At 42.0% G+C, this 25,783-nt stretch carries 19 protein-coding genes; 12 read left to right on the plus strand and 7 right to left on the minus strand.

Annotated elements, in window-relative coordinates:
• Positions 1-48: 48 nt before the first annotated feature.
• From ABE28_RS01630 to ABE28_RS01650, 5 genes are all read right to left on the minus strand, one after another.
• A complete protein-coding gene (locus ABE28_RS01630) occupies positions 49-480 on the minus strand; it encodes a VOC family protein (RefSeq protein ID WP_064462435.1) in 432 nt (143 codons plus the stop codon).
• Positions 481-1,133: 653 nt separating this feature from the next.
• Positions 1,134-2,480, minus strand: a complete 1,347-nt coding sequence (locus ABE28_RS01635) for a gluconate:H+ symporter (RefSeq protein WP_064462434.1) — start codon at positions 2,478-2,480, stop codon at positions 1,134-1,136.
• 117 nt (positions 2,481-2,597) lie between these two features.
• Positions 2,598-3,611: a 4-hydroxythreonine-4-phosphate dehydrogenase PdxA gene (pdxA, locus tag ABE28_RS01640; protein WP_064462433.1), complete on the minus strand. Its 1,014-nt coding sequence runs from the start codon at positions 3,609-3,611 to the stop codon at positions 2,598-2,600.
• 13 nt (positions 3,612-3,624) lie between these two features.
• Entirely contained in the window at positions 3,625-4,911 is a 1,287-nt protein-coding gene (locus ABE28_RS01645; protein ID WP_064462432.1) for a four-carbon acid sugar kinase family protein, read from the minus strand.
• Complete coding sequence (locus tag ABE28_RS01650; RefSeq protein WP_064462431.1) at positions 4,908-5,681, minus strand: DeoR/GlpR family DNA-binding transcription regulator; 774 nt, start codon at positions 5,679-5,681, stop codon at positions 4,908-4,910. Before ABE28_RS01650 ends, ABE28_RS01645 begins: the two co-directional genes overlap by 4 nt.
• Before the next feature lie 530 nt (positions 5,682-6,211).
• Between ABE28_RS01650 and ABE28_RS01655 the strand changes: the two genes are divergently transcribed.
• From ABE28_RS01655 to gnd, 4 genes are all read left to right on the plus strand, one after another.
• Entirely contained in the window at positions 6,212-6,943 is a 732-nt protein-coding gene (locus tag ABE28_RS01655; protein ID WP_064462430.1) for a GntR family transcriptional regulator, read from the plus strand.
• Complete coding sequence (gene gntK, locus ABE28_RS01660; RefSeq protein WP_064462429.1) at positions 6,936-8,480, plus strand: gluconokinase; 1,545 nt, start codon at positions 6,936-6,938, stop codon at positions 8,478-8,480. The genes ABE28_RS01655 and gntK overlap by 8 nt, the downstream gene beginning before the upstream one ends.
• An 18-nt stretch (positions 8,481-8,498) precedes the next feature.
• A complete protein-coding gene (locus ABE28_RS01665; RefSeq protein WP_064462428.1) occupies positions 8,499-9,845 on the plus strand; it encodes a GntP family permease in 1,347 nt (448 codons plus the stop codon).
• A 76-nt stretch (positions 9,846-9,921) separates the two neighbouring features.
• Complete coding sequence (gene gnd, locus ABE28_RS01670) at positions 9,922-11,325, plus strand: decarboxylating NADP(+)-dependent phosphogluconate dehydrogenase (protein WP_064462427.1); 1,404 nt, start codon at positions 9,922-9,924, stop codon at positions 11,323-11,325.
• 551 nt (positions 11,326-11,876) lie between these two features.
• Here gnd and ABE28_RS01675 read toward each other — a convergent pair.
• On the minus strand, positions 11,877-12,401 hold the full coding sequence (locus tag ABE28_RS01675) for a hypothetical protein (RefSeq protein ID WP_083231912.1): 525 nt from the start codon (positions 12,399-12,401) through the stop codon (positions 11,877-11,879).
• Between the two features lie 673 nt (positions 12,402-13,074).
• Between ABE28_RS01675 and pbp4b the strand changes: the two genes are divergently transcribed.
• A complete protein-coding gene (gene pbp4b, locus ABE28_RS01680) occupies positions 13,075-14,451 on the plus strand; it encodes a penicillin binding protein PBP4B (RefSeq protein ID WP_064462457.1) in 1,377 nt (458 codons plus the stop codon).
• A 132-nt stretch (positions 14,452-14,583) separates the two neighbouring features.
• Here the strand turns inward: pbp4b and ABE28_RS01685 are convergent, their stop codons facing one another.
• Positions 14,584-15,585, minus strand: a complete 1,002-nt coding sequence (locus ABE28_RS01685; protein ID WP_064462426.1) for an ABC transporter substrate-binding protein — start codon at positions 15,583-15,585, stop codon at positions 14,584-14,586.
• Between the two features lie 136 nt (positions 15,586-15,721).
• Between ABE28_RS01685 and ABE28_RS01690 the strand changes: the two genes are divergently transcribed.
• The 7 genes from ABE28_RS01690 (at position 15,722) to ABE28_RS25920 (ending at position 25,773) form a co-directional block, all read left to right on the plus strand.
• On the plus strand, positions 15,722-16,762 hold the full coding sequence (locus ABE28_RS01690; protein ID WP_064462425.1) for a FecCD family ABC transporter permease: 1,041 nt from the start codon (positions 15,722-15,724) through the stop codon (positions 16,760-16,762).
• Positions 16,762-17,787, plus strand: a complete 1,026-nt coding sequence (locus ABE28_RS01695) for a FecCD family ABC transporter permease (protein ID WP_083231913.1) — start codon at positions 16,762-16,764, stop codon at positions 17,785-17,787. Before ABE28_RS01690 ends, ABE28_RS01695 begins: the two co-directional genes overlap by 1 nt.
• A 363-nt stretch (positions 17,788-18,150) precedes the next feature.
• A complete protein-coding gene (gene hutP / locus ABE28_RS01700; RefSeq protein WP_064462423.1) occupies positions 18,151-18,600 on the plus strand; it encodes a histidine utilization transcription antiterminator HutP in 450 nt (149 codons plus the stop codon).
• Positions 18,601-18,645: 45 nt separating this feature from the next.
• Positions 18,646-20,163 carry a histidine ammonia-lyase gene (gene hutH, locus ABE28_RS01705; RefSeq protein ID WP_064462422.1) on the plus strand — a complete coding sequence of 506 codons (1,518 nt, stop codon included), beginning with the start codon at positions 18,646-18,648 and terminating at the stop codon, positions 20,161-20,163.
• Between the two features lie 320 nt (positions 20,164-20,483).
• A complete protein-coding gene (locus ABE28_RS01710) occupies positions 20,484-21,878 on the plus strand; it encodes an amino acid permease (protein WP_257390789.1) in 1,395 nt (464 codons plus the stop codon).
• A gap of 957 nt (positions 21,879-22,835) precedes the next feature.
• Positions 22,836-24,041: a quaternary amine ABC transporter ATP-binding protein gene (locus ABE28_RS01720; RefSeq protein WP_064462419.1), complete on the plus strand. Its 1,206-nt coding sequence runs from the start codon at positions 22,836-22,838 to the stop codon at positions 24,039-24,041.
• Between the two features lie 4 nt (positions 24,042-24,045).
• On the plus strand, positions 24,046-25,773 hold the full coding sequence (locus ABE28_RS25920) for a glycine betaine ABC transporter substrate-binding protein (protein WP_064462418.1): 1,728 nt from the start codon (positions 24,046-24,048) through the stop codon (positions 25,771-25,773).
• The last annotated feature ends 10 nt before the right edge of the window (positions 25,774-25,783 follow it).

Raw genomic sequence — 25,783 nt, forward strand, 5'->3', positions numbered from 1 at the left:
CCGCGACAGGAGGCTTTGTTTGTTGGTGAAGTGGAAGTGTGTTTAGTATTACTGCGGCTGCTCCCCTGGGACATTCAAGTTGAAATGAACCCCGAACTTGTCCTTTACCATCCCGTACAAGGGGCTAAAATCCGTCTTATGAAGGGGAATAATGACTTGTCCGCCGTCTTCCAAAGCGGCGAATATTTCTCTCGCCATTCCCTCTTCTTTAGGATGGATGGCAATCTGGATCGAATTGCCTGACAGATAAGGCATGCCTGCATACGTATCTGAGAACATGAGATCGGCTTCACCGACTTTCAAGTGTGCATGCATAACGCGATCCTTCATGTCATCCGTCAACGGATGATCCGGATCAGCCGGCACATCTCCGTAAGTCATTATACCCATCACTTTCCCGCCAAGAGCTTTCTCGTAAAAATGGACCGCTTCTCTCGTGTTACCGTCAAAAAACAAGTACGGGTTCAAACTTAATGACATCACACAACAACTCCTTTGGAATAATTTAGTCGTCTTATTCATGATACATCAAAATTAGGCTTGAGGAAACTGGACTATTCCACTTGAAGGATAACTGTTCCAAATGGCCCGAGGGCTGAACAAAAGTAAAAAGGCAAATCGTTGATAAGGTGTGGGATCGTAAGGTGGATTTAGATAAACGCAAAGAGTGGCCAAATACGAGCGGCAAGAGAGAAAAATGATTTTTAATTGTCTAAACAACTATTAGCCATTTCAAAAAAACTGAATCTTCTACATAGCAATTCAGGGCTATTAATTCCAAAAATCATCTTAGAGTATTTGCGTTACGTCGGCAGTACCTGATCAATAGTAACCAGTAAAACCATAAGCTTCAGAAGAATTCGAGCTTGTTGAACTATATCCTTCTGCTTTTGCATAATTTCCTACTGGATCATCAACCATGGGGGTATGAACATGATGTTTGTCCGGAAAGTATTCCATTTTCTCCAGAACTATTACAATCATATGACCGGAGCTTATCGATTTATCGGCATTGAACTGGTGAATGAAGGAATTCCCTGTATAAAAGGATGGCAAGGTGGAATTAAGACTTAATACCGTGAACTAAACTGTCCGCCCGACGTAAACCACGTGTATATTAACAATCTTTTCCTTTAAATAATTTGATCTAATAATAGCGTAAATACCAATCCTGATACAGCAACGATGGTCGAAAGTACGGTATAAGTTCCAAATGCTTCTTTCAAGGTCATTCCCAGAGACTCCTTAACCATCCAAAATCCAGCATCATTAACATGTGATGCGATTGCACTGCCAGCTCCAGTTGCAAGTGCAACTAGTTCTAAGTTAACTTTGGGCATTGTCGCGAGTAATGGGAGAACTAACCCCGCAGTCGTTAGAGTCGCAACAGTTCCTGAGCCTAAGCAAATGCGTAATATTGCTGCGACACTCCAGGCAAAGAATACTGGTGACATAGCAGATCCTTCAAATATTTTAGCGACATAATCACCAACACCGCCATCAATAAGTACTTGTTTTAAAGCACCGCCGCCGCCAATAATTAATAGCAGCATACCTAAGGAATTGATTGCTGAAGAACAAGAATTCATCAAAATTTTTATCGGAACATTTCTTCTCAACCCCATTGTGTAGATTGCCAGCAATAAAGAAAGCAACATAGCAGTCGTAGAGTTACCAATAAAACGAATAATTTTTACTAGCATATTATCTTCAAATCCCATAGCTGGTTGAATCATATCTACAGCGGCACCTAAAGCCATTAAAATAACAGGAAACAATGCTGTAAATACACTGATACCAAAACCCGGTGTTTCTTGTAATATAAATGTTTTTTGTACACCAAAGGACTCACTGCCTTCTCTAGTCCATGCAGTCGGCACAATTTTTTTAGCAAGCTTAGGATATAAAATACCTGCTAAAATAACGGTTGGTATTGCGACAATAATTCCGTAAATTAAAACTAAGCCAATATTTGCACCATATTCTGATGCGACTGCTGTTGGACCAGGGTGTGGAGGTAAGAAAGCGTGTGTCGCTAAGGCCGCTGTAACCATAGGAAGACCTAAGTGTACAATGGAAACTTTTAATTCTTTTGCTATTGAGAATATAATTGGCACTAATAATACAATTGTTACTTCAAGAAATAATGCAATGCCTACAATAAATGAAGCAAATAACACAGCCCATTGGATTCTTTTTTCTCCAAATTTGTCAATTAGGGTTGTGGCAATACGATTAGCTCCACCTGCATCTGCAATTAACCTGCCAAGCATTGCGCCCATTCCAAATATTAAAGCAATATGACCAAGCGTTCCGCCTAAACCGTTTTCAATTGAACCAACAACATCTGCCATGGGCATTCCCAATGCTAATGCTACGATGAATGAAACAATGATTAATGAAACAAATGTGTTTAATTTGAAGCCCATAATTAAAATTAGTAACAATATAACTCCAATGGTAATAATTATTAAAGGCATTTTTGTTCCCCCAAATCAATCTTTTTGTAAGTGCTTACATTTTTTAGGGTTGAAATGAAGGACAAACATCCTCCATTTCAATTATTAACGAATCAAGTATTATAGGTTTTTTATTTTCTACAAATTACTTTTTGTGAAATTGGGGGCATATTGTGCAGCAAGCTTAATGCACTCTTCCATGCTTACGCTTGCTGCGATGTTTTTACCTGCAATATCAAATGCTGTACCGTGATCGACAGAAGTTCTTAAGAACGGTAGACCATTTGTTATAGATATTGTTTTGTGGAAGTCCGTCATTTTTGCAGCGATATGTCCTTGGTCATGGTACAAAGATAGAACAGCATCATATTTTCCATTTAAAGCTTGGAAAAATACGGAATCAGCTGGAACTGGCCCTACAGCATTAATACCATCCTTTACAGCTGCTTCAATACCGGGTTTAATTTGTTCTACTTCTTCCCAACCAAATAAACCGCCTTCACCACTATGCGGATTTAACCCAGCAACTGCGAATTTTCTATTTTCTACACCTAATCTTTGAAGAGCCCTGTCACATCGAATAAGATAATCATGGACTCTTTCCTTCGTCATTTGTCCAATAGCATCTTTTAAAGATAAGTGACGAGTTAAGAAGAAGATCCTCATTCCGTTTACTTCAAACATTGTTAATGGGTCGTCTGAACCTGCTAAATCTTCAAGCATTTCAGTGTGTCCAATATAAGGAACGTTCGCTGCTTTTAAAGATTCTTTGTTGATTGGTGTTGTAGCAAGTGCTTTGACTTCTCCTGCCAAAGCCAATTCCACCGATTTTTTAATATATTCAAAAGCTCCTTGGCCGCATTGTGCAGATACTTGACCGTATTCAAGCTTATCCATGTCGATATTATTTAAGTTCATGACATCAACAGTACCAAACTCATACTTTCCTTCTGCTGGAGAATTCACTTCATTGATTTTTAACTTCGCTTCAACAATGGAAATCGCTTTTTTAAGTACAGCTGAATCACCAATGACTAACGGTTTACACACATCATAAATCTCTTGTTTAGCTAAAGATTTCATTGAAATTTCTGGGCCTATACCTGCTGCGTCACCCATTGGGATTGCAATAATTGCTCTTTCAATACTCATTTATTACTCCTCCTTAAAATTTTGCTTCCAAATATTTAACACTTGTATAAATTGCTTTTTTATCACCAGCCGTGCCACCTTTAGTGACAAGCGGAATACCATCAAAATACCCGCCAATAAACTGGCCGTACGCCACAAGAGGTGAAATTTCATCTATCAATTTAATTCCTTCCGCCCTCACTATCGAACATAAGGAGGCAGTTACATCTCCACCGCTGGAAAAACATCCGCCAATCTCATATTTGCTATTTTGAACAACTACTCTAGTGATTTTACCTAACCCATCAGCTATTCTTTTTGCTAGTGAATCCTGGCTAAACCCTAGTTCTTTTGATAATTCATTAAGATTAAGTACTTTAGCCGTTGGGGAATCTGTTGTGATAATTAAAATATCTTGTTTATCCATTTCCTCCAAAGTCTTATTAATGACTCTTGTCACCTCTTCATCCCATCTGCTATCTAAAGTAGCCAATTTTTCCGGATCTACATAGATTGAACGAGAATTTGTTTTTTCCATTAAATAATTCAATTGCATGGTGCTATTAGATGTAACACTGCCGACTGTAACAATAATTTTTTTATCTTTAATATGCTGGCGGCTGAACGCTTTAGAATATGCAGCTGTTAATGGTCCTGGATCTGCCGGAATCATCTGATATTCTTTAATATTTGCCATTGCACCAGCAAGAGCCTCTATATCTTCATTTGTAATGGCATCTAAAACAAGAATGCGATCTCCCAGTTCGATTTTTTCTCTGATTGCTTTTTCAATTTCATCTTTTCCGGCCAGCACAGTTTCAAGATCAATATGTGAAACAGGGTATTTGCTTTGCTTTTGAACAATTTCTGGTACAAATGATTGAGTAACTGGAATAACAGGATCCTTTGCTACATCTGTCAACTGTACTGGCACACCATGTACTAATAAATAGCCTCCTGCTGTAACTCTCCCTGAATCAGGGAAAGAGGGGACGACAACCGCAATAGCTTTTTCACCAAGCTCTGTCAACAATGTATCAATTTCAATTCCAATATTACCTCTCCCTGTACTATCAATCCGTTTGCAAATTACATTTACGCCCCATTTTGTAAGATTCTCAATAACTTTTTTCACTCTCATTTGAGCAATATCTTCTCTTGCATATCTGCTATCTGTATCTACGATAATAGCATTGATAGAATCAGAAGAAGGAAGGTTGTCATATTGAACCATTGTTGCTACATCAAAACCTAATTTAGTGAGCCTTACACCAGTCCCGTTTCCACCTGTCAAATCATCTGCAATGACTCCTATTTTCATTTGGCTTCACTTCCTTCAACAGTAACAACATGCAGATGTTCTTTTAATATCTCCTCGCAGACATCAGTTATGCCATCATCCGTAATCACTCCGTCAATACTTGAAAGGTGGCAAACCTTTGTGAGAGATTTTTGACCAAACTTGCTCGAATCAGCCACTAACCATGTCGTTTCTGCCGATTTTATCATTAATTTTTTTATGGAGGCTTTTTCAAATGTAGGTGCTGTTATACCTTCTTCTAGATGGACAGCATGTGCTCCTAAGAAAAGTAAATCAACATGCAAATTTCTCAAAACTTGTTCCGTTAATGGACCGAATAAGGCCCCAATATTATTTTGAAGTTCCCCACCTGCTACAATTACTTTTACTTCACTATCCATGAGTTCAGCTGCAATTTTTATATCATTTGTGACAACTGTTAAGTCCTTTTTTTCTTTCAGCAACTTTGCTATTTCAAGTGTCGTCGTTCCTGAATCTAATAAAATTGTGGAATGGCTTTGAATGTGGTTTAGCGCTTTCTGAGCAATTTGCCTTTTTTGGTAACTGTATTTTCCTTCTTTTACTTGGAATGATGTTTCAATAACCAATGGCTTATTCAGAACCGCCCCTCCGTGAGTCCGGATGAGCTTTTCCTGAGCTTCTAAATGATTTAAATCTCTGCGAATGGTCATAGCTGAGACATTTAAAGAATCAACCAACTGTTCAATATCCATTTTTTCGTTCATGCTTAATTGCTCTAAAATAAATTTTCTTCGGTCATTTGGTAACATATAAACCACCTTTGTTAGTTATAAACATATTATGTTAGTTTGGAACAATAATGTCAATAATTTCATCTAATTATTGTTCGTAATTAACATTTAAGGTTTATATTGAATGGTAAATGTTGTTTTAAAAAAAGAAAAAATGAATTAAATGATTCTATACTGGTCCTTTTTTGTCGAAAAATCGATAAATCACTGAATTCGTAGATAAATGGCCTAGAATCGTAGATAAAAAGCCGAATTCGCAGATAAAAGGTCCCGATTCGTAGAAAAAATGCCGATGTAAGCTAAATTATGGTTAAATATGAACCTACTAGAGGGCATAATTCTATATTTGCAATGGATGTTCCCATCACTATAAAACTGTTCCGACGGGATAGATACACCAGAAGGGGAGCGGCCCCGCCACGTACCATTCCCACAATTGAGCGGGGCAGTGTCCAGTGTTCGCCAGAAAAAGAGCGCTTGCATTATTCGAAATATTGATTATAATACTTGTATACAAGTGTACTTGAACTCTATGAGAAGGTGAATGTATGGCAGAATCTAAGGAATTTTTTTATCCAGTAAAATGGCTTTCAAAAGCTTCAGCGGGTGATCGGGTAACGTCGGAGCTTAGGATGCGCATTATTTCGGGCATGATTGAAAGCGGTACCATCTTATCTGAAAATAAGATAGCTGCGGATTTCGGTGTCAGCCGCTCACCGGTTCGTGAAGCGTTAAAAATACTGGCCTCTGAAAATATCATTCGCTTGGAAAGAATGGGTGCGGTCGTCATTGGGCTGACAGAAAAAAAATATGCGGAAATTTATGATGTACGGATACTGATCGAGACGTTTGTATTCGAGCGCTTGGTGAGGGCGGACACGGATGTATTGGTGAGGGAGCTTAGTAAAATTCTAGAAATGATGAAAATATCCATCAAATACCAAGATGCTGATGAATTTTCCTATCAGGACGTCCTGTTTCATGAAACGATCATTCGGTCCATTGATCATTCCTACATCCTGATGATCTGGGATAATTTGAAACCTGTGATGGAAAGTTTGATTCTTCTATCCATGCGTCATCGTTTTAAAGAAAAATATGAAGATTTTACTCGGGTCATAAATAATCATCAGCTTTATATCGATGCAATCAAATCAAAAGATCGAGACCTCATGATCAAGTCGCTGCATGTGAATTTTGATGATGTACAAGAGAAGGTTGAAGATTTATGGATGGCCCAACAGATGCTTTCAAAAGGAGTCGGACAAGAAAATGACTAGCTATATGTTAGGTGTAGATATCGGGACAACCAGTACAAAAGCTGTATTATTTACGAAAAAAGGCGATGTCATTGGACAAGCGAATATTGGCTATCCGCTTTACACACCGGATATGACAACAGCGGAACAAGACCCAGAGGAAATTTTCCAGGCTGTCTTGAAAGCCGTTTCAACGATAACGAAAGAGCATGCCGATAAAAAACCTTCATTCATATCATTCAGCAGTGCGATGCATAGTGTGATAGCGATGGATGAAAATGACCAGCCGTTAACCCCTTGCATCACCTGGGCAGATAACCGCAGTGAAGCTTGGGCACATAAAATAAAAGCGGAATGGGATGGGCATGTAGTCTACAAACGGACCGGGACACCGATTCATCCGATGTCACCATTATCCAAGATCACCTGGCTCGTGAATGATCGCAAAGAGATCGCAGCCAAAGCTAAAAAGTATATCGGGATCAAGGAATATATTTTTAAAAAGCTGTTTGATCAATATGTCGTCGATATTTCCCTTGCTTCATCGATGGGAATGATGAATCTCAAAAGCTTGGATTGGGATGGCGAAGCGTTAAAAATTGCGGGAATAACGCGCAGTCAATTATCCAAGCTTGTACCAACAACAAAGATCTTCAGCAACTGCGCTCCGGATATAGCGAAACAGCTTGGGATTGATCCGGAAACTGCCTTTGTGATCGGAGCTAGTGATGGTGTTCTTTCTAATCTAGGTGTAAACGCTATCCGAAAAGGGGAAATCGCTGTCACGATCGGGACAAGCGGTGCCATTCGGACAATCATTGACGAGCCGAAAACGGACGAAAAAGGAAGAATCTTTTGCTATGCCTTAACGGAAAAGCATTGGGTGATTGGCGGTCCGGTAAACAATGGGGGGATGGTCCTTCGCTGGATTCGTGATGAATTTGCTTCTTCCGAGGTGGAAACAGCCAAAAGACTCGGAATCGACGCCTATGAGGTGTTAACTAAAATTGCTGAACGTGTAAGACCAGGCGCCGATGGGTTGTTATTTCATCCATATCTTGCCGGTGAGCGCGCTCCATTATGGAATCCGGATGTACGGGGCTCATTTTTCGGATTGACCCTTTCTCATAAGAAGGAACATATGATTCGAGCAGCTCTTGAAGGAGTCATTTACAATTTATACACAGTATTTTTAGCCTTAACCGAATGCATGGAGGGTCCCGTGAATCGAATACAAGCTACGGGAGGCTTTGCCAGATCGGCTGTTTGGCGGCAAATGATGTCGGATATCTTCGAATCGGATGTCGTCGTGCCAGAAAGCTACGAAAGCTCATGCCTGGGGGCATGTATCTTGGGTTTATACGCCACAGGGGAAATCGATTCCTTCGAGGTCGTTTCCGAAATGATTGGTCATACCCATAAGCATGCACCGAATGATGATTCAGTAAAAGAATATAGGCAAATACTGCCGATATTCATTAACCTATCCAGAGTATTGGAAAACGAATATACGCAGATTGCGAACTATCAAAGAAACTTGATACATGCTACCAAGTAAACACATGGGGGAGTTACAATGCCATTAGTTATTGTTGCTGCAGGAATTGTCGCGTTATTAATTTTAATAATGGGCTTGAAATTAAACACATTCATTTCCTTGATCGTTGTATCGTTTGGAGTAGCTTTGGCACTAGGAATGCCACTTGAACAAATTGTAAAGACTATTGAAGCGGGGCTAGGAGGAACACTTGGTCATTTAGCGTTAATCTTTGGACTTGGAGCGATGTTAGGTAAGTTAATCGCAGATTCGGGCGGCGCGCAACGCATTGCCATGACCCTTGTTAACAAATTCGGTGAAAAGAATATTCAGTGGGCAGTCGTGGCGGCTTCCTTTATAATCGGTATTGCTTTATTTTTTGAAGTAGGATTAGTATTATTGATACCGATCGTATTTGCGATTTCAAGAGAACTAAAAGTTTCGATTTTGTATCTTGGCATTCCGATGGTGGCAGCATTATCCGTAACACACGGTTTTTTGCCGCCGCACCCAGGACCAACGGTCATTGCCGGTGAATATGGTGCAGACCTTGGTCAAGTATTGCTTTATGGCTTCATTATTGCGGTTCCAACCGTTTTTTTAGCTGGGCCGGTATTTACGAAGATTGCTAAAAGATTAGTACCTGCATCCTTTACGAAAACAGGCAGCATCGCATCTTTAGGAGAACAAAAAACATTTAAACTGGAAGACACACCTGGATTCGGGATCAGTGTATTCACCGCCTTACTTCCGGTCATTTTAATGTCCATTGCTACAATTATCACTTTGCTGCAAAAAACGATGGGCTTTGAAGATAATGGTATGCTGGCAGCGATCCGTTTTATTGGCGAAGCTGGTACATCCATGTTGCTTTCCTTATTATTTGCGGTCTATTCAATGGGATTGGCAAGGAAAATTCCAATGAAGGATATCATGGATTCCTGTACAAATGCTATCTTGCATATCGGGATGATGCTCTTGATCATTGGAGGCGGCGGAGCCTTCAAACAAGTATTGATCGACGGCGGTGTAGGTGACTATGTGGCTGAATTATTCAAAGGGACATCGCTATCACCGATCCTGCTTGCCTGGATCATCGCGGCAATTCTGCGTATTTCCTTGGGGTCTGCCACCGTTGCGGCCTTAACGACAGCTGGCTTGGTCATTCCTATGTTAGGTCAGACGGACGTTAACCTCGCTTTAGTCGTTCTTGCGACAGGAGCGGGAAGCTTAATCGCTTCACACGTTAACGATGCCGGATTCTGGATGTTCAAAGAGTATTTTGGTTTAAGCATGAAAGAAACGTTTGCAACATGGACCTTACTTGAGACGATCATTTCAGTAGCTGGATTAGGCTTCATTCTATTGATCAGCTTATTCGTATAGGTCCTTCCCGGCAGTGAGTCCTCCATTTATAGGAGGGTTTACTGCCTATTATTCTTACATAAAAGGAGAAAAAAACATGTTCAATTCAATTGGTGTCATTGGTTTAGGGGTAATGGGCAGTAATATCGCCTTAAATATGGCTAGTAAAGGGGAACAAGTAGCCGTCTATAACTATACAAGAGATTTAACGGATCAGCTTATGGCGAAGCTGGACGGTCAATCGCTCCATCCGTATTACGAAATCAAGGACTTTGTTCAATCACTGGAAGCCCCAAGAAAGATTTTCCTGATGGTGACGGCGGGCAAGGCGATCGACTCGGTGATCGATTCCTTGCTTCCTCATCTTGAAACGGGCGATATCATCATGGACGGCGGTAACTCCCATTATGTTGATACGGAACGCAGATATGATGGATTGAAACCTAAAGGGATCAGTTATTTAGGCATTGGTGTATCTGGCGGGGAAGTCGGTGCATTAAAAGGGCCTTCAATCATGCCAGGCGGAGATAAAGACGCCTATGAAAAAGTCGCGCCGATCCTGACGAAAATCGCGGCCAAAGTGAATGAAGAGCCTTGCTGTACCTATATCGGCCCAAAGGGATCAGGTCATTTTGTGAAAATGGTGCATAACGGGATCGAGTATGCAGACATGCAATTAATCGCCGAAGCATACACGTTCTTAAGAGAAAAGCTCCATTTGGAAGTGAATGAAATAGCTGACATCTTTGAAACATGGAACCAAGGTGAACTGAAAAGTTATTTAATCGAAATAACAGCCGAAATATTAAGGAAAAAAGATGAAGCAACGGGCTTGCCGTTAATCGATGTGATCCTAGATAAAGCAGGCCAAAAAGGCACAGGTAAATGGACTAGCATGCAAGCGATTGATAACGGCATACCTGCTTCGATCATTACAGAAGCCTTGTTTGCGCGTTACATATCCGCTCTAAAAGAGGAACGGGTGAAGGCTGAAAATATTCTGACAGGTCCTGAAAACGTTGAGCATAAGCTAGATAAAAATGAGTGGATTGATTATATTAGGCAAGCATTATATATGGGGAAGGTTTGTGCATACTCGCAGGGCTTCACGCAATATAAAATGTCTTCTGAACTTTACGGCTGGGATTTGCCTTTGAAGGATATTGCGCTGATTTTCCGCGGCGGCTGCATCATCCGTGCCGAATTTTTGAACGTCATCAGCGAAGCCTATCAAGAGCAGCCGAACCTGGCAAATTTATTAATCTCACCATATTTTGCCGAAAAGGTTACCGACTATCAGGCAGGATTGCGAAAGGTTATCTGTGAGGGGATAACATCCGGTATCTCGTTACCTTGTTTAAGCTCCTCACTCAACTTTTACGATAGTTACCGAAAAGGCATCTCAAATGCAAACATCTTACAGGCGCAACGTGATTACTTCGGTGCACATACCTATGAACGCCGCGATATGGCAGGAGTCTTTCACACAGACTGGCAGTAATATCTTTAGCCCTTGAAGATATGGATTTAAAAAGACCACTTTGAAAGTGGTCTTTTTAGTTTGCAGATTTCTAACCCTCTTGAAAATGCAACTGAATTTTCGTCTTACGTTATCGAATTGTTCGTTGTACTGATAGTCCTGTTTGCGAAATAATCCCTCTTTTTTCAAGTATGTGCATAGAGAAATGCCGGCATGACTTCTTTGTTAGAAAAGTAGTTGTTATCTCCGGTGTTCATTTGATTGTATGTTCAGCACCTGCCGCTTACCAAATTTACCAATTACTTATTGATTGTTCTTTCCTTCACATTTTAGATATAAGGGCTTTGATTTACACAAGGTTAGGGTAGGATCGTTTTGATTAACCCAAAAGGAGGGATTAATTAAAAGAAAATGCAACTTTTGATACAAATGGTTTGCGGTTATTCCTGTAGATAATTCATTTGGTTTAAATGAAGTTACCGGTAAAAATTTGACCGATTAATGCGTATGCCGTACCTGAAAGGTATACAACGAGGCCATCAAAGCCATTTTGGAGTAGATTTTGGCCGAAATCAGAAAGGGTCTCCATTATCATAATATTCATCGAATTGTATAGAGTACTTTTGTTTTAAATCCGCAATTTTCCCAACATCCTTTAAAATAATATCGATAACATCGCTATTTACATATAACAGTGATTTATCATTATAAAAAGAAATATAAGCTTCATTATGACCTTGGTAAATCTTCGTGCAATATTTGATAATATCATTACGAATTAAATCATTTATATTTGCGTATACTACACCCTCGCGACTAGATTCATCTTTAACAACTATTTCATGCCAATTTTTTATCTTGATAATATTACCGATGTTTGCTTTCGAAGAATAACGCTTATCCTTAAAAATATTTTCTGATAGGAATATAACACTTATATTATCGTCTTCTTTAAATACATCTCCAACAATTTTGGTAATTAAAGTAATATTTAAGTTATCCATACCAAATCTAATTCTTTGTTCTGAACCTACTTGGAAATAAGGGGTTGCTTTATTGCAATCGAAATCAATGTTAATCTTACTTAATTTAACCATTTATTTAATCTCCTAGTCTTTTTAATTCCGCATCATAAGTACTAGATCTAGCTTATTACTACCTGAATTTTTGACCGAAGCGCCTTTTCAAACGCCTCCGTCGTGTCCAGCTTTATCAACAGTTTAATAGGCTGAACCTTTTCCTTTACCACCATTATATTTCCAATAGCAGTAACAATGGTAATTCGTCTATCATAGCTTTTTTAAGCGTCTTTCTAAAAAACCATTATTTGAAAAGCTATAGGTCCTTTAAGTTCTTATAGTTAAAATCAATGTCACTATTCAATATTGCAAGGTTACTGAACTTAAATTTAGTAGAATAAATGGATGCGTTTCTTCTAATTGAATCTATCAGTCAGGATTTATAAAGACTTTAGGAAAATGACTGTATCTGAAAGTGAAAACCAGGTTGATTGGAGAGTAAGGTGCGAGAATCCTGAGTAGAAAGCGAGCTTTTCGAGTGGGGATAAATGTATAATTTTACACCCTCATATATGTATGACTTTTGAGCCATCTTTTGAAAATTGTTGGTATTAACTAGGAGATTTATGGATAAATGATATAAAATAAAAAAATGAAAACGGTTGCTACTGCGAGCTTGCTGCTGAATACGGGTATGGATACCCTGGGAATTTACGGTGGATTTCGAATGGAATATCATAGGGGGAATATGATGAAAAAATGGACAAGCTGTACACTGAGTTCAATATTGGCTTTTTCTTTATTTTTACCTTTCACATCCTATGCACAAGTATATCCAAACGAAGAGACTGTGGTGAGAAAGGAAGAAGGCAGCTCGTATCCGGTGTTGAAAAAAGCAAAAAAACCGGAAGACGCGGGTTTTTCATCGGAAAGGCTGGAGAAGGTCGATCGGCTGATTGAAATGGAAGTGGCTTCCGGGTTCCCTGGGGCTGCACTGATTGTCGTCAAGGACGGAAAGATCGTTAAAAATGATAGCTACGGGTACAAGCGGAAGTTCAATGAGCATACGCCCCTTAAACGCTTTGAAAAGATGAAAAATGATACAATGTTTGATCTTGCTTCAAACACGAAGATGTATGCAACCAATTTTGCGCTTCAAAAATTAGTCAGTGAAGGCAAGATTGATATCCAGGCAAAAGTTCAGCAATATATTCCTGAATTCAAAGACATGGAAGCGGATGTTATCAAGGGCAAGGATACCTTGAGAATCGTCGATGTTCTCCATCATACAGCCGGTTTTAAGCCGGATCCGCAATACCACAATCCAGCTGTTTCAAAGGAACTCTACTCACAGGAGCGGGATAAAACAATTTCTTTCATATCGAAAACACCGCTGACATATGTGCCGGGAACGCAGAACGTATACAGTGATGTCGACTATATGCTGCTCTGTGCGATTGTTGAAAAAATAACGGGTCAGCCGCTTGATACGTATGTTGAAAATGAATTGTACAAGCCGCTTAACTTGAAACATACAAAGTTCAATCCGCTTCAAAAGGGATTCAAGCCAAAGGACTTTGCCGCAACTGAATTGCTTGGCAACACACGGGATGGCGTGATAACTTTCCCTTACATTCGCACATATACCCTTCAAGGGGAGGTCCATGATGAAAAGGCCTTCTACTCGATGGGAGGCGTTTCAGGTCATGCAGGTCTTTTCTCCAATACGGCAGATCTCGCTGTCCTGCTGCAGGTGATGTTGAATGGCGGGGGATACGGCAAGCAGGCGTTTTTTGATCAAGAAACGATCGATGAGTTCGTTGCCCCTTCGGAAATGAATCCGACTTATGGCCTTGGCTGGAGACGAAATGGAGATGCAAGCATGGAGTGGATGTTCAGCCGACATGCGAGTGAGAGTGCCTATGGTCATACAGGGTGGACGGGGACGGTCACGATCATTGATCCTGAAAAAGATTTAGGCATTGTTTTGCTTACGAATAAAAAGCATTCTCCGCTCGTCAATCCTGTAGCGAATAGCAATCAGTTTTTCGGCGACCTCTTTAAAACAGGAAGTTACGGGAGTGTCGTGACGGCAATCTATGAAGCGTTGGAAAGTGATAAAAAATAGAGGCAGTGCACATATATCGACGAAAATAGAAATATATCAACGAATAGTCGAGATATATCGACGAAACGACAAAATATGAGTTTGGACTATTCAAAAAAAGAAGGCTATCACCTGATGTGATAGCCTTTTTCATTATTTCACTATACTTTTTAACACATTATCAATGATTTGTTCATTGGCGATTGCACCCGTATATAACCAGCTTTCGTCAGCGGAAAATTCATGAACATTTCCTGCTTTTACAGCCGGGATGCTTTTCCATAGTGCTTCATTAAGCGCTTTTGAGCCAGTGGATGTATCACTATTGATCAAGAATAGGTGATCGGCGTCCATTTCCACTAACTTCTCTAATGAAATCGCACTCCAGTTTCCTGTTGCACTAGCGGAGATTTCCTTGACGACGCCCGGTTCCTTCAAGCCTAAGTCATCGTACATGACTGCTCCGCTCGATAGGTTGTCGCTAACGACGAAGAACTTGCCGCCGACTAGCCAAACGGCTGCAACGGAAGGATTGTCCGTTTCTTTTTCAAGCGTTTTTTTAGCGTCTGCAGCTTTTGCCTCATACTTTTCTAAAGCCTTTTTGGCTGCATCTTCTTTGCCGAATACTTCTCCAACGCGTTTAAGCTCATCACGCCAGTCATTGTTCACTTCGGTACCGATAACATATGTAGGAGCGATTTTATTATATTGCTCATACTTTCCGCCTTCGACCATGCTTGCAGAGTCCATGATGATCAAGTCCGGTTTCATTTTTTGAACAGCTTCGAATGGAAGGTCGTGTGGAATGGTAGGAATCCCTTCAAGGTCGTCCTGTAAATATCCTTGAATGCTTGCTCCATCTTTTACACTCCATTGCGCGACAGGTTTAACGCCCAATGTGACAAGGTTATCTTCAAGGTATGAAGCGATGACACGCTTCGGCTTGGCGGGAATAACCACCTTATGACCCATTGCATCCGTTAACGTTCTTGTTTTCACTTCTTCTTTGCTTTCTTTATTGGAAGTTTGATCTGTTTTATTTGTCGAAGATTGATTATCCTTCGCTCCTTCATCACCACAAGCAGCCAATGAAATGGCTAACAGTCCAGCGCCCAAAAGTTGCAGCATTTTTTTCTTGCTTATTACGTTATACATTTAAATCCCCCTAAAGATATGATAAAATAATCTATGCATGATAATGATTCTCGATTTCAATTAATTTAAATATAGAAATCACTCATTGTCAATCGTTATTTTTTAGGGGTTTTCCCTTTGGAGAGTAGTTGTACAGATGAATGCAAAAATAAAAATCGACAAGGCACTGCTAAATACATATAAAAATAGAGTAACCAGCTTGGTCATCATGATAGCAGGCCTTGCATGCTTACTCGTTTCGATTGTTGCTTCAATCAATCTCGGTGCCGCCGATTTGAGCTATCGGGATGTATATAACGCATTATTTCAATTCGATGAAGGTAATCCCGCTCATACGATCATTCGGCAATTAAGATTTCCGCGGGCGATTGCAGCGGTATGTGTAGGAGCTGCGTTAGCCGTCTCGGGCGCAATCATGCAGGGAATGACGAGGAATCCATTGGCAGATCCTTCTATAATGGGCGTAACCGCCGGGTCATCGTTTTTCATTGCGATAGCACTTGTGGTCATGCCGGGTATAACGTATTTGGGTTTAATGATGTTCTCTTTTGCCGGGGCAGGGTTGGGCGCAGCATTAGTGTTCGGAATCACATCGTTTTCAAGGGGGGGCATAACGCCTGTCAAGCTTGCACTGGCAGGTTCGGCCATAGCATCCTTGCTTAGCTCGCTGTCAACTGCGGTCGGAATCAAGTTCAATATCTCAAAAGATATTAGCTATTGGTTTGCCGGAGGGGTTTCAAGTGTGCAGCCGCAGCATGTTTTATTTACGCTTCCATTTATCGTGGCGGGTCTATTGGTAGCCTTGGTTCTTTCCCGCTCCATTTCCATTCTTAGCTTAGGGGAAGAGGTGGCAAAGGGACTTGGGCAAAATACCGGCATCGTGAAGCTTATAGGGATGATCGCGGTGCTGCTGCTGACTGGCGCTGCAGTATCGATTGCCGGCATGATTGGGTTCGTAGGCTTGGTCATTCCTCATATCATCAGGTTTTTGGTCGGAAATGATTATAGGCTGATCATCCCTTGTTCGGCCATTCTCGGTGGCGTGCTCTTGCTGGTTGCCGATATCGTCGGACGGATGGTGAATGCACCGTTCGAAACGCCTGTTGGGGCGATCACGGCCATCATTGGCGTTCCCTTTTTCCTTTATTTAGCGCGTAAGGAAGGGAGGGGATTATGATGCCGAAGCAATCTGGACCAAAAGATGGACGGTTTAAGATGCTGCTTGCCTTAACTGGCATGTTAACCGTGCTTGTATTTTTCATTAGCATAAATGCAGGGTACCTCAAGATTCCACTGATGGATGTTATCTCGACATTATTGGGAAATGGCACTGCAGAAAATGAATTGACCATTTTCGATTTCCGTTTGCCGAGGATCGTTCTGGCAATACTTGTAGGCATGGGAATCGCCGTTTCGGGCGCAATATTACAGGGGATTTCCCAAAATCCATTAGCAGACCCTGGCATATTGGGCATTAACTCAGGAGCAGGATTCACGGTCGTACTTTATATGTTCTTTTTCCAAGGAACTGCTTTCTTCAGTGGATGGTCTTCCGTGTTCATCATGCCGCTAACTGCATTGCTTGGTTCCTTCCTTGCCGCATTTTTAATTTATGTGCTTTCTTGGAAAAAGGGGCATGTGACGCCTGCGAGGCTCTTGCTGGTTGGGATAGGCATCAATGCTGCGTTCGGCGCTGGCTTGGTCATTTTCCAAATGAAAATGGAACCGAACAACTTCATGAAAGCATTAATCTGGTTATCAGGAACGATATGGGGAACGAATTGGACGTTTGTCTGGGCGTTATTACCGTGGCTGGTTGTATTGATTCCTTTCGCCATTTATAAATCAAAGGTATTGGACGTCCTGCGCCTAGGTGACTCGATTGCCACAGGCGTCGGTGTCAGGATAGAAAGGGAACGCAGGCTATTATTGATGATTTCCGTGGCATTGGCGGGTGTGTGTGTTTCCGTGGGTGGAGGCATTACCTTTTTAGGCTTGATTGCCCCGCATATGGCAAGAAGGTTAGTAGGGGCTAGACATGCAAGAGTATTGCCATTGACTGCTATGCTGGGTGCGTTATTACTGTTATCCGCCGATACATTGGGACGGGTCATCATGGCCCCGGTGGAACTTCCGGTAGGCATCATCGTCTCGATCCTAGGAGCTCCGTACTTTATTTACTTGCTTGTGAAAAACATTTAAAATTGAGCAACTTGAAGGAGATGCAGTCTGTATTTTTGCAGGCGGCATCTTTTTTAGGTTCCGATGCAAGAGTGAAGCGAAGTGGAAGGAGCGAGCCCAAGGCACACCCCGCCGGAGTCTTCACTACCGCCCCAAAAAAGCAAGTGCCTGCAGCGGAAAGAAACGATTGACTTCCAAATCCTCCACTATGCTGTGTTTTTCTTGATAATGTAGGCGATGGGCCATTTTTTGGATATGCAATCTGTGTGATGTAAGGCTTGCGTCAAAAAGATATCTAAAAAATATGTTGACCGAACGGCTTGTACCCGCTTACAATAATAGTTAGTTATTAGTCAATTTAGAAAATTGAAAAAGAGGTTCTGCATGAGTAAGGAATTCGACAGAAGAATCGGGCGCCATGCAATCATGTACGCGTTTGCGGAAGAAGAGGAAGAAATCTCATTAACAAATGATCTAAAGCGAATGAATTGGCTTTACGGTAAAGGGAAGGTCGGATCGATGGAGCTGCAGAAAATAGTCGCAGCCATTGAGACATCAGCGAAAAGGCTGGGATTAGTCAATCCTGATATATATCGGGAAATGCATGCGCTATATCATGCAATCATCGAGGCCTTGCATGGGGTGACTCGGGGCCAAGTCGAGCTTGGCGGTCTTTTGAGGACGGCAGGACTTCGGTTTGCAATCGTCCGTGGCAGGCCGTTCAAGAACAGTGACGAGGGCGAATGGATAGCGGTCGCCGTGTATGGAACGATTGGAGCGCCGGTTCGGGGATTTGAACATGAAGCGGTTGGCTTGGGAATTAACCACATTTAAATAATTTAAAGCCTATAGTTAATTAGTGAATTAGGGGTGCAGGAAATGATTACATTAACAGGCCAAACTTTAACGATTGAAGATGCGAAGCAGGTATTGTATGGAGGGGCATTTGTCACGGCATCTGCCGAGAGTGTCCAAAAGGTCGAAAAAAGCAGGGAAGCGGTTGAGAATATCGTAAAACAAAAGAAAGTCGTCTATGGGATAACAACAGGTTTCGGAAAATTTAGCGATGTCTTGATTGATGCAGGTGATGCAGAGCAGCTGCAGTGGAATTTGATCCATTCCCATGCATGCGGTGTAGGCGAACCGTTTCCTGAGGTGGTTTCAAGAGCGATGGTCCTTCTCCGTGCCAATGCGCTATTAAAAGGGTTCTCCGGTGTGCGCCCTGTGGTCATCGAACGTTTGATTGAGCTTTTGAATGCCGGGGTCCATCCGGTCATCCCCCAGCAAGGCTCACTTGGGGCGAGTGGCGACTTGGCGCCGCTTTCCCATTTGGCTTTGGTATTGATGGGAGAAGGGGAAGTGTTCTACAAAGGAGAACGAATGGAGGCGATCACGGCATTATCGAAAGAAGGCATACTGCCGCTGACACTGAAAGCGAAAGAAGGGCTGGCTTTGATCAATGGCACGCAGGCGATGACGGGGATGGGTCTGGTCAATTACATTGAAGCGGAGCAGCTTGCCCATCAAACAGAGGCGATTGCTTCCATGACGCTGGAAGGGTTGCGCGGCATCGAAGACGCCTTTGATGCGGATGTGCATCTTGCCCGCGGTTATCGCCAGCAAACGGAAGTTGCTGAAAGGATTCGCCGCATGATCAACGGGAGTCAGCTCATCACCAAGCAAGGGGAGCTCCGGGTACAGGATGCTTATTCGCTTCGCTGCATCCCGCAGGTGCACGGGGCATCCTGGCAAACGCTCGATTATGTAAAAGAAAAACTGGAAATCGAAATGAATGCTGCGACGGATAATCCGCTTATTTTCGATGATGGTGAAAAGGTTATTTCCGGGGGCAACTTCCATGGCCAGCCGATAGCGTTTGCGATGGACTTCATGAAAATCGCCGTTGCCGAGCTTGCTAACATTTCCGAGCGCCGCATAGAGCGACTCGTCAATCCCCAGTTGAATGATTTACCGCCATTCCTCAGTCCGTCACCTGGCTTGCAATCGGGGGCGATGATCATGCAATATTGTGCTGCTTCTCTCGTTTCTGAAAATAAAACATTGGCACATCCGGCAAGTGTGGATTCCATTCCATCTTCAGCGAATCAGGAGGATCATGTGAGCATGGGGACGATTGGATCGCGACACGCCCATCAAATCATTCAAAACGTCCGCCGCGTATTGGCGATTGAGCTCATTTGTGCCCTGCAAGCGGTGGAATACCGAGGGACGGAAAAAATGGCTCCGTTCACGAAGGATTTTTACACGGAAGCAAGAAAAATCATTCCTAGCATTACGCAAGATCGAATCTTTGCAAAGGATATTGAAGCAGCCGCCAGCTGGTTACTTGAAATCGATTGGAATTCCTTCATTCATGGGAACTTGCCCACGACATGATGTGGAATGACAGAATGTAAGATGGAAGCGATTCTCTTCTAAACGTTAGGCTTATAAGCTCTTTACGGGTTTTTAAGCCTGACAATGCTACATAAAGTACATGGTTCCCAATCCCAAGCAGTTCTGCTGAAAAGAGACTTGGACACAGGAAAAATCGAAAGCTGCAAACGATTATATGGTCGAATTTGATTTAAGGATTAAAAATGCATGCTTGGAGGGGAATTAATTTGGAAAATCGCCAATTGCAACTGCCCGTTAAAACGGAGCAAAACGAACCGCCCCATACTTTGCAAAGGAAATTAAAAGCACGTCACCTGACGATGATTTCATTAGGCGGCGCAATTGGAACGGGACTTTTTCTTGGAAGCGGCCCGGCCATCCATTCTGCAGGGCCGGGCGGGGCATTGGTTGCATATGCCGTCATTGGCATCATGGTTTATTTCATTATGACAAGTCTAGGGGAATTGGCTTCATTCATGCCAGTCAGCGGCGCTTTCAGTACCTATGCCACAAGATTCATCGATCCCGCAATCGGATTTGCGCTTGGCTGGAACTATTGGTTCACATGGGCGATGACGCTTGCCGCGGAACTCTCTGCCGCAACGATGGTCATGAAATTCTGGTTTCCCCACAGTCCATCATTTTTATGGAGTTCCATGTTTTTAGTTTTGATATTCCTATTGAATTACATATCCGTTAAAGGGTATGGCGAAGGGGAATATTGGTTTTCACTCATCAAGGTCGCGACAATTGTCATTTTTATCGTTGTCGGTATATTGATGATATTCGGAATCATGAACGGAGAGGCGATCGGTTTTAAAAATTTCACGGTAGGTGACGCGCCGTTTGCTGGCGGGTTCTTGGCGACATTGGGAATTTTCATAGCTGCTGGCTTTTCTTTTCAAGGAACGGAAATCGTCGGTGTGGCAGCGGGTGAGAGCGAGGACCCTGCCAAAAATGTTCCCAAGGCCGTTCGCAGCATCTTTTGGCGAATATTCCTCTTTTATATTTTAGCGATATTGATCATCGGCTTGATTGTTCCTTATACGAATGGGAGTCTTCAGGGACATACGATCATGGTCAGCCCGTTCACGATGGTATTCGAAAAAGTGGGACTGGCATTTGCAGCTTCGGTGATGAATGCCATCATCTTAACCGCCGTATTATCCGCAGGTAATTCAAGTCTCTATGTGACAAGCCGTATGCTGTACTCCATGGCAAATGAAGGGCTGGCACCAAAGATCTTCGGAAAGCTCAATAAACGCGGCGTTCCGATCTGGGGACTTATCGTCACTTCACTTGTAGGCATGCTCGCATTTTTCGCTTCCGTTTTCGGTGACGGAGTGATATATGTTTGGCTGATGAATGCTGTCGGAGTCACGGGTTTTATTTTTTGGCTTGGCATAGCGGCGAGTCATTACCGCTTTCGCAAGGCATACATCGCTCAAGGGCACTCATTGGCTGACCTTCCCTATCTGTCAAAATGGTTTCCCTTCGGTCCGATATTTTCGTTTGTCCTTTGTTTCTTCGTTTTATTGGCGCAAAACTATCAAGCTTTCCTGGGAGACCATATCAATTGGGCCGGTGTGATGGCTGCTTATCTTGGCATCCCGTTTTTTCTGGTGATGTGGCTTGGCTATAAGTTCATTAAGAAAACGAAAGTGATCCCGCTGGAAAAGTGCCAGATTGATTTTAATGAACACAGGAATATGTAATGTACGATAAGAAGGAAACCTTGAAATGGAACTATTTTCAAGGTTTTTTATTTGGAATTCGGGGTAATAAAATATGAGATTATCCGATTATAAAATTCACGCATCATTTAATTTTGGGTTTTATTGGAAAAACACTTCTTTAAAAAAACTGAAAAAAATTCATTGCCGTAAGTTTGCCCTTCGTTTTGAGGCTTACGAGGACGTTGATATATCAACGGTTTTTCGGGATTTCGGAACCCATGGAGTGGAATGTCATTTTGGGCATTTTAGGCAGGAATGCGGCAGTACATCATTTGAATTTATATTCATTGTTTGTTAAGGTAATGAAGTGCTTTAGGGATAAAGGTTCAGTCCCTATGCTGTGACTGACCAAAACATTAAAATAAAAACCATTATATTTCAGTTGGTATTTGCTGTGCCATTTCTTTTCCTCATTTGTATGCACCTCGTTTCCATGCTCAAATTAGACACATGGGAATTTTAATAATCATTTTACAAATGCGTTTTGGTGCCACATACCGCAGGCATCATTCCATCTGATTTAGGAAAATGAAATACTATAGAGGGAAATCTTTGTCCAAAACTTGGGCAAAATCTCTAAGTGGAAAAATCGTTTAGATTACAGTTGGTATAGGTTGTACCTGCTAATTTCCTCAGTTGTGATTGCACCTCTTTATCCTACTTGAAATGCTCAATTAATCACACATATATAATCCAAGTAAAGAATTCCTTCTTGGGAAGGATAAATAGTAATTATTTCTTTACACGAGGGTACCCCCATATATGTGTCCATTCCGCTTTTTTTTGACCGAACAAAAGAAAAAGTGTAGAGGTAGAACCGTTTTTTACATTCCGGTTATTTCAAGGGACTTGTGTATAAATCATCATCACTCGCATAAAACGGGGAAATTCAGCAAAACTGAAACATATGGGCAACTATTAGAATGAGGTGACTTGATGAAGCCATATGTAGAAGTCAGAAATGTCTCGAAAATTTTTGGGAAATCTCCAAAAGCAGCAACAGATTTATTGATTAAAGGCAAATCCAAAAAAGAAATCCTGAAAGAAACGGGACAGACTGTCGGCGTTAATAACGTGAATTTCGAGATTTATCCTGGCGAAATTTTTGTCATCATGGGTTTATCCGGTAGTGGTAAATCGACGTTGATTCGTATGTTCAATCGTTTAATCGATCCTACCCTTGGTGAAATATTGATTGGGGGAGAAGATATCGTAAAGATGAACGCCGCCCGCTTAAGGGAAGTCAGGCAAAAGAAAATAAGCATGGTGTTTCAAAACTTTGCTTTATTCCCGCATAAAACGATATTGGAAAACGCGGAATTCGGGCTCGAAATCCAAAAGGTCGATCCGGCAAAACGTCATGATAAAGCGATGAAGGCACTTGAGGCGGTTGGATTGAAGGGCTATGAAAATCAGCTTCCTTCCCAGCTTAGCGGCGGAATGCAGCAAAGGGTCGGATTAGCTCGTGCGCTAGCAAGTGACACGGACGTATTATTGATGGATGAAGCCTTTAGCGCCCTTGATCCATTGATACGTAAGGATATGCAGGATGAGCTGGTTGAAATTCAGGATCAGTATAAAAAAACGATCATTTTCATTACCCATGATCTTGATGAAGCGTTGCGAATCGGCGATAGGATCGCTCTTATGAAGGATGGAAGCGTGATTCAGCTGGGAACACCAGAACAAATCATGATGAATCCAGCCAATGAATTTGTCGAGAAGTTCGTTGAAGATGTTGATTTATCAAAAGTATTGACAGCTTCTCATGTGATGATCCGTCCAGAAAAAATCTCAGTTGACAGAGGTCCGAGGGTTGCCTTGGAAATCATGCGTAAACAGGGGTATTCCAGCATTTTCGTTGTGGATAGGAAGCAGAAATTATTGGGAGCGGTGACTGCTGAACAGGCTCGTCAGGCAATGAGCAATAATCAATCGATTTCTGAAGTGATGACAACGGATATCCCAACCGTAAAAGAGGATGAATTACTTGGAAACCTAATGGACGTGATGGCAACGTCAAGCTTGCCCATCTCAGTCATTGACGATGAGAAAAGAATTAAAGGGATTCTGCTCCGCGGTGCCGTAATCGGTGCCTTGGCAGGAAATAAAGATTCCTTGAATGAAATGGAGAGTGAATAATTCAATGAATATGCCGAAAATCCCATTAGGAGCTTGGGTCGATTCTTTAGTGGATTGGATAACTATTGTATTTGCTGGATTATTTACACTGATTACGAATGTGATTGAAGGACTATTGAATATACTTGTCGACGTAATGAGTGCAGGACCATCCATCGTGTTGATTTTAGTGCTGACCCTTCTGGTTACTTATACAAGCAGATGGCCATTAGGAATCTTTACACTTATCAGCTTACTATTGATTGATAACCTTGGTTATTGGGAATCAAGCATCCAAACACTGGCTATCGTCCTATTGTCAGGTTTCCTAACGATACTGATCGGGATACCGATTGGAATATGGTGCGCCCAAAATAATACGGTGCGCAAAATCGTTACCCCGATTTTGGACTTCATGCAAACGATGCCTGCATTCGTTTACTTGATCCCTTCGATATTATTCTTTGGGATAGGGGTAGTGCCGGGGATCATTGCGTCATTCATTTTCGCAATCGCACCGACCATCCGGATGACCAATCTAGGGATCCAGGAAGTGCCCAATGATTTAATCGAAGCATCGGATGCATTTGGCTCGACTAGCGGCCAGAAGCTAATCAAGGTACAAATACCTTTGGCCACTCCGACGATCATGGCAGGGGTCAACCAAAGCATCATGCTTGCATTATCCATGGTTGTTACAGCTTCATTGGTTGGTGCACCAGGACTTGGGGCAGATGTTTACCGCGCTGTCAGCCAAATAAATGTAGGACAAGGATTCGAAGCAGGACTATCCATCGTCATCATAGCAATCATTCTTGATCGTATTACGCAAAATCTTCGTAAGCCGGCTTACGAGCACATCGTTAGCAGAAAAATCATTGTAATCGTTCTTGCGATCCTCGTGGTTGCTACTGCACTATTCAGTACGTTTGCAAAAGACACGGGTGTGAAAGGCGATGAGAACAGTTTTGCTGCCAAAGCCAACTATGAAATCATCGGAATCGAACCTGGAGCAGGAATCATGAAGCAAACAAAAACCGCTATTTCCGATTATAAGCTGGATGATTGGAAGCTTGTGGAAGGATCTTCAGCTGCAATGGTAGCTGAATTGAAAAAGGCAATCGATAAAAAAGAACCAATCGTCGTTACAGGCTGGACACCGCATTGGATGTTCTCGAAATATGACTTGAAATATCTCGAAGATCCGAAGGAAGCATACGGCGGAGCTGAAAATATCAATTCGATCGCCAGGAAAGGTCTTGAACAGGATGCGCCAGGGGCCTATAAAATTCTTGATCAATTCTCCTGGGAAACGAAAGATATGGAAAATGTAATGGTTAATGTTGCAGAAGGAATGACTCCCTCAGAGGCAGCAGATAAATGGATAAAAGAGCATCAGGACAAGGTATCCAAATGGACCAAGGATGCTGTGCCAGGAAATGGTAAAAAAATCAAATTGGTTTATGTTGCCTGGGATACTGAAATTGCCAGCACGAACGTAATCGGCAAGGTATTGGAGAAAAACGGGTATGACGTAACATTAAGCCAAGTTGAGGTGGGACCAATGTTCGCAGGCGTGGCAAACGGAAGTGCCGATGCCATGGTGGCTGCGTGGCTCCCTAGTACACATAAGGAATACTATGATAAGTACAAAGCCGATTTGGTCGACCTTGGACCAAACTTAACTGGAACGAAAAATGGTCTGGTCGTACCTGATTATGTAGAAATCGATTCGATTGAAGACTTAAAATGAATGCAAAACG

The organism is Peribacillus muralis, assembly GCF_001645685.2.
Classification (GTDB): Bacteria; Bacillota; Bacilli; order Bacillales; family DSM-1321; genus Peribacillus; species Peribacillus muralis_A.